The following is a 10353-nucleotide window of genomic DNA, read 5'->3' as shown; positions in this document are numbered from 1 at the left end:
CGACCCCGAGCTGGTCGGCGAGGTGCTCGACGTCATGCGCGGGCTCGCCGAGGAGGGCATGACCATGATCGTGGTCACCCACGAGATGGGCTTCGCCCGCGAGGTCGGCGACGCGCTGGTGTTCATGGACGGCGGTGTGGTGGTCGAGTCCGGCACCCCCCGCGAGGTCCTCTCCAACCCGCAGCACGAGCGCACCCGCGCCTTCCTCTCCAAGGTGCTCTGAGCACACCCGTCGACGGCGCCCGGCAGGCCGAACCTGCCGGGCGCCGCGCTTTTCCCGCTTTCGCCCCGCGGGTAATAGGCTAGAGGCAATCAGCCCGTTACCGATCTCTGGAAGGACCACCGTGGAGCTCGCCTCGTACGCCGATCTGGCCGTCCGGCTGGTGAACACCGAGGAGCCCGAGCGCGGCACCGACTCGCTGACCTCGGTGGACGGGGTGCGCGCCCTGTTCTCGGACTCCTCGCGTGCCCGCACCCTCGCCGACGAGTCGGACCTGCCCCGGCTGCGGGCCGTCCGCACCCGGCTGCGCGGGGTCTTCGAGGCCGCCGCCGAGGGCGAGGAGGTGCGCAGCGTCGACCTGCTGAACAGCCTGCTGATGGAGTTCCCGGTCAGCCCGCTGGTCTCCGGGCACGACTACCTCGACGCGGCCGGCCGGCCCCGCTGGCACCTGCACCTCGCCGACAACTCGCCGACCGCCACCGCGCACTTCAGCGCCGTCGCCTGCATGGGCCTGGCCGTCCACCTGACCGAGCTGGGCGCCGACCGGCTCGGCATCTGCCAGGCCGCGCCCTGCCGCAACGCCTATCTGGACACCTCGACCAACCGGTCCCGCCGGTACTGCTCGGACCGCTGCGCCACCCGCGCCAATGTCGCCGCCTACCGGGCCCGCAAGCGCCTGGAGGCCCAGGAGGCCGCGGCGGCCGGGCACTAGCGGACCGGGAGCCCTGCCGCGGCGCTAGCGGACCGGGAGTTCCTCCGGCCGGATCCAGACGCCGAGGCGGCGGGCGAGCCCGGGCACCCGCGCCAGCGGGGCGGCCAGCAGCAGCCGCTCCAGCCGCCGTCCGGGCGCCAGCCAGGCCGGGCGCGGGCGCAGCCGCAGCAGCACCCGGCCGAGCACCAGCTCGTCCGGCACCGCTCCGTAGCTGCGGCTGTCGCTGTCCACCGGCCGGTTGTCGGAGAGCAGCCACCAGCCTTTGGGGCGACGGCCGTCGGCCCGCTTGACCACCAGCAGGTTCTGCTGGAACGGGTGCCGGAACACCACCACCGCGCCGGGCCGGATCCGCGCGCCGTAGCGGACCAGCAGCTGGTCCCCGTCGCGCAGCGTCGGCACCATCGAGTCCCCCGCCACGTCGATCAGCCCGAACGGCGCGCCGCCGCCCGGCGGACCGTCCTCCGGTTCCGCGCTCCGTGCCACGGCTCCTCCTCCCGGCTCGCGTCCGCCGTGTCCCGTCCGGCTCCCGCCGCGTCCTGCTGTCCTGCTGTCCTGCTGTCGCGCTGTCGCGCTGTCGCGCACCAGTCTGCCGCACCGGCCGTCGGCCGCCGATGTCCGGATTCATCCGGTTCCGGCTCCGTCTTTTGCCCTAGGCGGGCCGCCCGGCCGGGAAACCGGACGGTCCGGCAGGTAATCTCGGGCGCGGGAAGACGATCTAAGGAAGGACTCCCATGTTCTCTCGTCTGTTTGCACCTCGCGCCACCGCCCACGCCCACTGCGACCTGCCCTGCGGTGTCTACGACCCGGCCCAGGCCCGGATCGAGGCCGAGTCGGTGAAGGCCACCCAGGAGAAGTACCAGGCCAACGAGGACGCGCACTTCCGCGCCCGCGCGGTCATCATCAAGGAGCAGCGCGCCGAGGCGGTCAAGCACCACATCTCGGTGCTGTGGAGCGACTACTTCAAGGCCCCGCACTTCGAGAAGTACCCGCAGCTGCACCAGCTCATCAACGACACCCTGAAGGCCGCCTCGGCCGCCAAGGCGTCCACCGACCCGGCCACCGGCCAGGCGCTGCTCGACCTCATCGCCGAGGTCGACAAGATCTTCTGGGAGACCAAGCAGGGCTGATCCCCGCCCGAACGCGCGACCGCCCCCGTCCGGATCCGGACGGGGGCGGTCGCGCGTTCGGGACCGGACGGGCACGACCGTTCGAACGGTAAGGGTCATAGCTGGTGAGTGCTTGTTATGCTGCCAGGGCGTCCCGCGGGGGAAGCCGGTGCGAATCCGGCGCTGACCCGCAACGGTAAGCGGCCCCCGCGGCCGTGAGCCCGATCGCCCGGGGACGCCGACCTCCCGACAACTCGCCGCGGACTGCGAGGGGATGGCGCCCCGGCACACCCGCGCCCGGACGCGCCGCCCCTCGCCGCACCCGGCCCGAGGCAAGGCGTGCCACCAGTGAGCAGCACCACCGCGGCCGCACCGGCCACCGCCGCGGCCCCACCGGGCCCCCGCCGGACACCCGCCCTCCCGCTGGCCGCCGCGCTCGCCGCGGCCCTGCTCGGCTCGCTGGTCTGCGCCGTCGCGGTCGGCTCCGCCGGCCTCGGCTGGGGCCAGGTCCTGCGGCTCCTGGGCGCCGGCCTGACGGGCGGTCGGCTGGAGGCCGACGAGGCCGCCGCGTACGCCATCGTCTGGGAGATCCGGCTGCCGCGCGCCGTCCTGGCGGCCGTGGTCGGCGCCGGACTCGCCGCCACCGGGGTCGCCGTCCAGGCGATGGTCCGCAACGCGCTCGCCGACCCCTTCGTGCTCGGCATCTCCTCCGGGGCCTCGGTCGGCGCCAACGCCGTGCTGATGTTCGGCGCCTTCGCCTCGCTCGGCGTCTGGGCGCTCTCCGCCTCCGCCTTCGTCTCGGCCCTGCTGGCCATGGTGCTGGTCTATCTGACGGCCCGTACCGCCCACGGGCTCACCCCGCTGCGGCTGGTGCTCACCGGCACCGCGATGTCCTACGGCTTCTCCGCCGTGACCGCGCTGATGGTCTTCGCCGCCGCCCGCGGCGAGGCCGCCCGCTCGGCCATGATGTGGCTGCTCGGCAGCCTCGGCGGGGCCACCTGGGGCTCGGTGCCGATCGCCGCCGTCACCGTACTGGCCGGGCTGGCGTACCTGGCCCGCGCCGCCGGACGGCTGGACGCGCTGGCGATGGGCGACGAGACGGCCGCCTCGCTCGGTGTGGACCCGGACCGGCTGCGGCGCGCGCTGTTCGTGGTGACCGCGGCCGTCACCGGCACCGTGGTCGCGGTCAGCGGGGCGATCGGCTTCGTCGGACTGATGGTCCCGCACCTGGCCCGGATGCTGGTCGGCGCCGGCCACCGCCGGCTGCTGCTGGTCGCGCCGCTCGCCGGGGCCCTGCTGCTGGTCTGGGTGGACATCGTCTCGCGCACCCTGCTGGCCCCCGCCGAACTGCCCGTCGGCGTGGTCACCGCGGCCGTCGGGGTGCCCTGCTTCCTGCTGCTGATGCGCCGTCGCGGCTACGCCTTCGGGGGCGGCCGGTGAGCGCCGCCGGCACCGGGGCCCTGGACCTCGCCGTCGACCGGGTCTCGGTCGACCTGGCCGGCGTCCGGCTGGTCCACGAGGTCACCCTGACCGCCGCCGCCGGCCAGGTGGTCGGCCTGGTCGGCCCGAACGGCAGCGGCAAGTCCACCCTGCTGCGCTGCGTCTACCGGGCGCTGCGGCCCGCCGCCGGGGCCGTCCTGCTGGGCGGCGAGGAGATCCACCGGCTCGCCCCGCGCGAGGCCGCCCGGCGGGTGGCGGCGCTGCCGCAGGAGCACTCCGCCGAGTTCGACTTCACCGTCGCCGAGGTGGTCGGCATGGGCCGGCTGCCGCACCGGCGCGGCGCCCTGGCCGGCCCGTCCGCGGCCGACGAGGAGCACTGCGCCGCCGCGCTGGGCCGGGTCGGCGCCGGGCACCTGGCCGGCCGGGGCTTCCTGAGCCTCTCCGGGGGCGAGAAGCAGCGGGTGCTGATCGCCCGCGCGCTGGTCCAGGAGCCCCGGGTGCTGGTGCTCGACGAACCCACCAACCACCTGGACATCACCCATCAGTTGGAGGTGCTGGCACTGGTCCGGGAGGCCGGGACGACGGTGCTCACCGCGCTGCACGACCTCAATCTGGCCGCCGGGCACTGCGATCTGCTGTACGTGCTCGCGGAGGGGCGGATCGTCGCCTCCGGACCGCCCGCCGAGGTGCTCGAACCGGGGCTGCTGGCCGAGGTGTTCAAGGTCCGCGCGACGCCGGTCCGGCACCCGGTCACCGGCGCCGTCCAGCTGCTGTTCGACCGCCTGCCCTGACCGACCCGTCCGAACGCCCGGCCCGGACCGTCTCCAGGTACGACCGACCGTTCTCCGTACCACCGACCGCCCACCGCCCCGAGGACCCACCATGCGCACCAAGGCCGTTGCCGCCGCCGCCCTGCTCGCCCTCGCCCTCACCGGCTGCGGCGCCGAGATCGCCCCGCGCGGCGACGGCGCCGCCGCCTCCGCCCACTACCCGGTGACCGTCGAGAACTGCGGCGCCCCGGCCACCTTCCGGCAGAAGCCCGCCCGGGTGGTGACGAACGACGTCGGCATCACCGAGCTGATGTTCGCGCTCGGGCTGGAGGACCGGATGGCCGGCTATGTGATGCCGGACGACAAGGGCCAGGTCGACAAGGTCGCCTGGAAGGACGCCTACCAGCGCGCCCCGTGGCTCTCCAAGCAGCAGATCACCAAGGAGATCGCGCTGGAGGCCAGGGCCGACCTGGTGTTCGCCGGCTGGCACTACGGCTTCGACGAGAGCCGGGGCGTCACCCCGCAGGCCCTGGCCGGCCTCGGCATCGGCTCCTACGTGCTCAGCGAGTCCTGCCGCAGCGGCAAGGGCACGGAGCGCGGCGTGATGTCCCCGCTGCACGCGCTGTACACGGACCTCGCCAACCTGGGCGAGATCTTCGACGTCCGGGACCGGGCGGACCGGCTGATCGCCGGGTTCAAGGCGGAGATCGCGGCCGTCCCCGAGCCCGCGTACCGCCCGGGCGTCTTCCTGTACGACAGCGGCGAGGACAAGCCCTTCACCTCCGGCCGGTTCGCCGCCCCGGAGGAGATCATCACCAAGGCCGGCGGGCGGAACGTGACCGGGGACCTCGCCGACTCCTGGGCCACCGTGGGCTGGGAGACCGTGGTCGAGCGCGACCCCGAGGTGATCGTGATCAACAACTACGGCACCCCCGACGCCGAGGCGAAGCGGCAGTTCCTGAAGTCCTTCCCGCCGCTGGCCGGCGTCTCGGCCGTCCGCAACGACCGGATCTTCGTACTGGACTACGTCGACCTGGTCGAGAGCCCCCGCAACCCGGCCGCGGTCACCGCGCTGGCGGCCTACCTGCGGACCGTCCCGGCCCGCTGAGGCACCGGCCGTCCCGGGCCCCCGGCCCGGCCCGGGACGGGAACGGGGCGGCCCAAGTAGGCTCGGAGCCATGATCCGCACCGCAGTCCCCGCCGACGTCCCCGTGGTCCACCGCATGATCCACGAACTCGCCGAGTACGAGAAGGCCGCCCACGAGGCGATCGCCACCGAGGAGCAGCTGCGGGCCGCCCTGTTCGGCGAGCAGCCGGCCGTGTTCGGCCTGATCGCCGAGGACGACACCACCGGCGAGCCGGTCGGCTTCGCGCTCTGGTTCCTCAACTTCTCGACCTGGCGCGGCAGCCACGGGATCTACCTGGAGGACCTCTACGTCGACCCGACCGCCCGCGGCGGCGGCCACGGCAAGGCGCTGCTGCTGGAACTGGCCCGGATCGCCGTCGAGCGCGGCTACGCCCGGGTCGAGTGGTCGGTGCTGGACTGGAACCGGCCCTCGATCGACTTCTACAAGGCGCTCGGCGCGGTCCCGATGGACGGGTGGACCGTCTACCGCCTCACCGGCGAGGCGCTCACCGCCGCCGGCTCCCGCTGATCCGGGGCGCTGGTCCGGGGCGCCGAACCGGTGCACCGGACCGGGCGCGCGAAGGGCGTACGCGGAGGGCGCACAAGCTCCTCGTCGGACCCCTGCCACCCTGAGTCGCGATGCCTTACCATGAGTGACTCCCGCTCCGGGGCACGAACGCGGTAACGTCTCGGGCGGACGGCGGCGTCCGGGCGACCCCCGAGGGGTATGACCGGTACGTACCGCACCACCCCTCTGGACAGTTGGGGCGAAGCAGTTGAGCCAAGCAACAGACAGTGCCGCGGCCACCGGCCCGGAAGCACAGCGCGTCACCCAGGAGGTGAGGGTGTCCCAGATCGACGGCGAGCCCGGAGTCCAGGACTTCGTGGAGGTCCGGCTGCCCGCGGCCGGGGCCTATCTCTCGGTCCTGCGTACAGCCACGGCGGGCCTCGCGGCCCGGCTGGACTTCACCCTGGACGAGATCGAGGACCTGCGGATCGCGGTCGACGAGGCCTGCGCCATCCTGCTCCAGCAGGCTGTCCCCGGCTCGATCCTCTGCTGCGAGTTCCGCCTGGTCGGCGACTCCCTGAAGGTGATCGTCTCGGCGCCCACCACCGACGGCCGGGCACCCGAACGCGACACCTTCGCCTGGACCGTGCTCTCCGCACTGGCCGGCGAGGTCGAGTCCACGGTCGCCGAGGACAAGACCGTGTCGATCAGCCTGCACAAGAAGCGCGGCGGCTCCGCCGCCCACTAGGTCCGCCGCGGCAGCGCGGCAGCAGCACCGAACAAGGGCCGTCCGCCCGGCACCACCGGGCCGGGCGGACGGCTCCCGGTACCGCCCCCACCCGGCGGTACGACCATCGAGACGAACCGGGACCGGCGGTCCCGGTGCTCCCGGAACGGAACGGGGGAATGGCCGTGAGTGATCTGGACCGTACCGGCCTCGCGACGGCGGGCCCTGCCGTACCGACCCAGGCGAGCGTCCCCGGCCTCGCCGCCAACGACGAAGCGCACCCGAAGGACGCCCACCGGATGAGCCAGCCGACCGAGCCGACGCCCGAGTCGTCGCCCGATCAGTCGCCCCCGCCCGTGCCGTCGGCCGCGGACCTCCCGCCGGCCGACCGCCCGGACGGGGGTCCGGACAGCGACGGCCCGGAGGACGGGGCCGCCGAGGAGGCGGCCCGGGCGCTGCGCGCCGCGGTGCCCGCCCAGGCTCCGCAGCGCAGCGGTGCCCCGGACCGCGAAGCGGCCCGGGCCCTGTTCGTCCGGCTGTCCGCGCTGCCCGAGGGCTCCCCGGAGCGCGTCGAGCTGCGCAACCAGCTGGTGCGGATGCACATCCCGCTGGTCGAGCACCTGGCCCGGCGGTTCCGCAACCGGGGCGAGCCGCTGGACGACCTCACCCAGGTCGCCACCATCGGACTGATCAAGTCGGTGGACCGCTTCGACCACGAGCGCGGGGTCGAGTTCTCCACCTATGCGACGCCGACCATCGTCGGCGAGATCAAGCGGCACTTCCGCGACAAGGGCTGGGCGGTCCGGGTGCCGCGCCGGCTCCAGGAGCTGCGGCTGTCGCTCACCACGGCGACCAGCGAGCTCTCCCAGCGGCACGGCCGCTCCCCCACGGTGCACGAGCTGGCCGAGCACCTCGGGATCTCCGAGGAGGACGTGCTGGAGGGGCTGGAGTCCGCCAACGCGTACTCCACGCTGTCACTGGACGTGCCGGACAACGACGACGAGTCGCCGGCCGTCGCGGACACCCTGGGCGCCACCGACGAGGCCCTGGAGGGCGTCGAGTACCGCGAGTCGCTCAAGCCGCTGCTCGCCCAACTGCCGCCCCGGGAGCAGAAGATCCTGGTGCTGCGGTTCTTCCGGAACATGACGCAGTCCCAGATCGCCGCCGAGGTGGGCATCTCCCAGATGCACGTCTCCCGGCTGCTCGCCCGGACGCTCGCGCAGCTGCGGGAGAAGCTGCTGGTGGAGGAGTAGGACCGGGAAAGCAGGACCGACGGCCGCCGGGCGGCGGCCGTCGGTCGGTGCGGCACCGGAAGGCGGCGGCCCTCCGCGCTCAGCCCTCGTGCGGAGCGTAGAGGGCCGCCGTCGACTTCGGGCTGAGCAGCGCGCCGATGCCGACCAGGCCGAGCAGGCCGACGCCCACCCCGACGGCGGCCATCGTGCCGCCGCTCTGCCACATGTAGTAGGCCACCGGCAGGCAGATCGAGTTGGTCAGCACGGCCGGGCTGCGGCCCCAGCGGCGGCCCTGGAGCAGCGCCCGGGCGGCGAGCAGCGGCAGCACGCCGAGCAGCACGATCACCAGGCCGCCGAACTCGTTCAGGGCGAGCTGCTTGGACTGGCCGGACAGCGCGGCGACCATGTCCCAGACGCCCACGACGGCCAGCGCGGCGCCCGCGACGGCCGTGATGGCGGCGCCCACGGTGAGGGCGGTCGGACGGCCGGCACCGGGCGCGGGTACGGGTGCGGAGGATTCTGCGGTCACTCCAGCAGGGTAGCCGCCGAGAGGTCCGTACCGACCCGTAGGCTGAGCACATGCGCGCTCTCCTGGTCGTCAACCCGAAAGCGACCACCACCAGCGGCCGCACCAGGGACGTCCTGATCCACGCCCTGCGCAGCGACCTCAAGCTGGAGGTGGCGCAGACCCAGTACCGGGGCCACGCGCGCGACCTGGCCCGCGAGGCGGTGGAGGACGGCGCGGTCGACCTGGTGGTGGCCCTGGGCGGCGACGGCACCGTCAACGAGGCGGTCAACGGCCTGCTCTCGCACGGCCCGGGCGAGAAGGTCCCCCGGCTGGCCGTGGTGCCGGGCGGTTCGACCAATGTGTTCGCCCGCGCGCTGGGCCTGCCGAACGACCCGGTGGAGGCGACCGGCGCGCTGCTGAACGCCCTGGAGAGCCGGCGGGAGCGCCCGATCGGGCTGGGCAAGGCGATGACCGAGGGGCTGCCGGACCGCTGGTTCACCTTCACCGCGGGGCTCGGCTTCGACGCCGGAGTGGTCGGCCGGGTCGAGGAGCAGCGCCGGGCGGGGCGCAAGTCCACGCACGCGCTCTATGTCACCCAGGCGCTCCGCCACTTCGTCACCCAGCGTGAGCAGCGCAGATCGGGCCCGGTTTCCTTGGAACTGGCGGGCCGCGGGCCGGTGCCCGGCCTGGCGCTGGCGATAGTCAGCAACACCTCGCCGTGGACGTTCCTGGGCAACCGCCCGGTCTATCCCTCGCCGTTGGCCTCCTTCGACGCGGACCTCGACGTCTTCGGCATCACCCGGATGACAGCGTTCGGCACTGCTCGAACGGTCCGTCAGATCCTGCGGTCGCACGGGCCTTCGAGCGACGGCGCCGCATCGCCGGGCCCCTCCGGCAAGCACGTCGTCTCCTATCACGACGTCCGTCACTTCACCTTGGTTTCGGAGGAACCGGCCCCGTTCCAGGTCGACGGGGACCACCTTGGGTCCAGGAGTCGCGTCAGTTTCACAGGCGTACGGCGGGCACTGCGTGTGATTGTGTGACTAGAAGGGCCCTTCACCCTTCTTCTCGAACGCACAAGCCCCCTTCACTCCATAGAAGTACTGGCTGTGAGCTAGGCGACACCGAAGAATCAAAAATTCCTCCCTGAAGGGGGTTGTATCCGGGCCCGAGGTTTGCGAACCTCTACATGGCGATCGGGACACATCGCAGCGACGGCAACCTCAGAACCTGTTGGATGCCGACCGCGGAGTGTCCCTCGAATCGCCGAATCCCTCCCCAGCACAGACCTCCCGGGCCCGATAGGCCTTTGGTCTCTTTTGCTGTTGCGGGATTCGTGAAAGCGTTCACATTCACAAGCCATCGATGTGCCGTGCGGGTGACCCCCGTCGGCAGGAGGAGTTGGACGACCATGGACTGGCGCCACCGCGCTGTCTGCCGCGAAGAGGACCCGGAGCTGTTCTTCCCGATCGGGAACACCGGTCCTGCTCTGCTGCAGATCGAGGAAGCCAAGGCCGTGTGCCGCCGCTGTCCGGTCATGGAGCAGTGCCTCCAGTGGGCCCTCGAGACCGGCCAGGACGCCGGCGTCTGGGGCGGCATGAGCGAGGACGAGCGTCGTGCGATGAAGCGTCGCGCCGCCCGCAACCGCGCCCGCACGGCCTGACCCGCACCGCCTGATCACACGCCGTAGTACCAGCAGTGACCACCGCAACGATCAACACATGATCAAAGGCTTCGCCTGCACTTCCTGGTGAAGCCTTCCGCACAAAGGGCCTTGCTCGACAAGGTCCCGCGACACTTGCCCGCCCAGCCACTTGATACTGTTCACTTAGAGCAATATTGTGGAGCTGTGGCGCTCACCGTGTGCAACGCACCGGCGAGTGGCGCACACTAGAGCCCCCGTTCCGGCCGACTCCCCCCGACGGCCGGAACGGGTTGAGAGGCCCTGTCGACCCCCCCCCCCCCGGTCGACAGGGCCTCGTTTTTGTCTTCTGCCGTCTCCTG

12 protein-coding genes, 1 pseudogene and 1 riboswitch are annotated in these 10353 nt (G+C 72.8%); of the genes and pseudogenes, 11 read left to right on the top strand and 2 right to left on the bottom strand.

The window, feature by feature from the left end:
- Both VR45_RS08985 and VR45_RS08980 read left to right on the top strand, forming a co-directional pair.
- Nucleotides 1–223, top strand: a pseudogene (locus VR45_RS08985) (amino acid ABC transporter ATP-binding protein); the annotation flags it as partial.
- Between the two features lie 121 nt (nucleotides 224–344).
- Complete coding sequence (locus tag VR45_RS08980) at nucleotides 345–932, top strand: CGNR zinc finger domain-containing protein (protein WP_045939131.1); 588 nt, start codon at nucleotides 345–347, stop codon at nucleotides 930–932.
- A gap of 24 nt (nucleotides 933–956) precedes the next feature.
- On the opposite strand, the gene sodX is transcribed toward VR45_RS08980, so the two are convergent.
- Nucleotides 957–1415 carry a nickel-type superoxide dismutase maturation protease gene (gene sodX, locus VR45_RS08975; RefSeq protein WP_045939130.1) on the bottom strand — a complete coding sequence of 153 codons (459 nt, stop codon included), beginning with the start codon at nucleotides 1413–1415 and terminating at the stop codon, nucleotides 957–959.
- Nucleotides 1416–1663: 248 nt separating this feature from the next.
- On the opposite strand from sodX, the gene sodN reads away from it, so the two are divergent.
- From sodN to VR45_RS08940, 7 genes are all read left to right on the top strand, one after another.
- On the top strand, nucleotides 1664–2059 hold the full coding sequence (gene sodN / locus VR45_RS08970) for a superoxide dismutase, Ni (protein ID WP_030392857.1): 396 nt from the start codon (nucleotides 1664–1666) through the stop codon (nucleotides 2057–2059).
- A gap of 109 nt (nucleotides 2060–2168) precedes the next feature.
- A riboswitch (cobalamin riboswitch) is annotated at nucleotides 2169–2286 on the top strand.
- A 175-nt stretch (nucleotides 2287–2461) separates the two neighbouring features.
- On the top strand, nucleotides 2462–3478 hold the full coding sequence (locus VR45_RS08965; protein ID WP_234325890.1) for an iron ABC transporter permease: 1017 nt from the start codon (nucleotides 2462–2464) through the stop codon (nucleotides 3476–3478).
- A gap of 20 nt (nucleotides 3479–3498) precedes the next feature.
- The gene (locus VR45_RS08960; protein ID WP_045939144.1) at nucleotides 3499–4269 is read left to right on the top strand and encodes an ABC transporter ATP-binding protein; all 771 of its coding nucleotides are present in this window, start codon (nucleotides 3499–3501) and stop codon (nucleotides 4267–4269) included.
- Nucleotides 4270–4360: 91 nt separating this feature from the next.
- Complete coding sequence (locus tag VR45_RS08955) at nucleotides 4361–5356, top strand: ABC transporter substrate-binding protein (protein WP_045939128.1); 996 nt, start codon at nucleotides 4361–4363, stop codon at nucleotides 5354–5356.
- Between the two features lie 70 nt (nucleotides 5357–5426).
- On the top strand, nucleotides 5427–5903 hold the full coding sequence (locus VR45_RS08950; protein WP_045939127.1) for a GNAT family N-acetyltransferase: 477 nt from the start codon (nucleotides 5427–5429) through the stop codon (nucleotides 5901–5903).
- A 316-nt stretch (nucleotides 5904–6219) separates the two neighbouring features.
- A complete protein-coding gene (locus VR45_RS08945) occupies nucleotides 6220–6630 on the top strand; it encodes an anti-sigma regulatory factor (protein ID WP_045939126.1) in 411 nt (136 codons plus the stop codon).
- 164 nt (nucleotides 6631–6794) lie between these two features.
- Nucleotides 6795–7862, top strand: coding sequence for a SigB/SigF/SigG family RNA polymerase sigma factor (locus VR45_RS08940; protein WP_234325889.1), 1068 nt, complete (start codon nucleotides 6795–6797; stop codon nucleotides 7860–7862).
- Between the two features lie 79 nt (nucleotides 7863–7941).
- Here VR45_RS08940 and VR45_RS08935 read toward each other — a convergent pair whose 3' ends face one another.
- Complete coding sequence (locus tag VR45_RS08935; RefSeq protein WP_045939125.1) at nucleotides 7942–8370, bottom strand: hypothetical protein; 429 nt, start codon at nucleotides 8368–8370, stop codon at nucleotides 7942–7944.
- Nucleotides 8371–8420: 50 nt separating this feature from the next.
- Here VR45_RS08935 and VR45_RS08930 point away from each other — a divergent pair, with 50 nt between their 5' ends.
- Entirely contained in the window at nucleotides 8421–9392 is a 972-nt protein-coding gene (locus tag VR45_RS08930) for a diacylglycerol kinase family protein (protein ID WP_045939124.1), read from the top strand.
- A 368-nt stretch (nucleotides 9393–9760) separates the two neighbouring features.
- Nucleotides 9761–10012 (top strand): WhiB family transcriptional regulator, encoded by a 252-nt coding sequence (locus tag VR45_RS08925; RefSeq protein ID WP_014138019.1) that lies wholly within the window; start codon nucleotides 9761–9763, stop codon nucleotides 10010–10012.
- The last annotated feature ends 341 nt before the right edge of the window (nucleotides 10013–10353 follow it).

The organism is Streptomyces sp. NRRL S-495 (assembly GCF_000966955.1).
Classification (GTDB): Bacteria; Actinomycetota; Actinomycetes; order Streptomycetales; family Streptomycetaceae; genus Kitasatospora; species Kitasatospora purpeofusca.
Note: the sequence above shows the minus strand (reverse complement) of the source record. Positions and strands in the feature narration are given on the sequence as shown.

Bases quoted from the DNA above. Each gene is read 5' to 3' on its own strand.
- VR45_RS08950 (WP_045939127.1), top strand. From the start codon at position 5,427: ATGATCCGCACCGCAGTCCCCGCCGACGTCCCCGTGGTCCACCGCATG.
- VR45_RS08930 (WP_045939124.1), top strand. From the start codon at position 8,421: ATGCGCGCTCTCCTGGTCGTCAACCCGAAAGCGACCACCACCAGCGGC.
- VR45_RS08955 (WP_045939128.1), top strand. From the start codon at position 4,361: ATGCGCACCAAGGCCGTTGCCGCCGCCGCCCTGCTCGCCCTCGCCCTC.
- sodN (WP_030392857.1), top strand. From the start codon at position 1,664: ATGTTCTCTCGTCTGTTTGCACCTCGCGCCACCGCCCACGCCCACTGC.
- VR45_RS08925 (WP_014138019.1), top strand. From the start codon at position 9,761: ATGGACTGGCGCCACCGCGCTGTCTGCCGCGAAGAGGACCCGGAGCTG.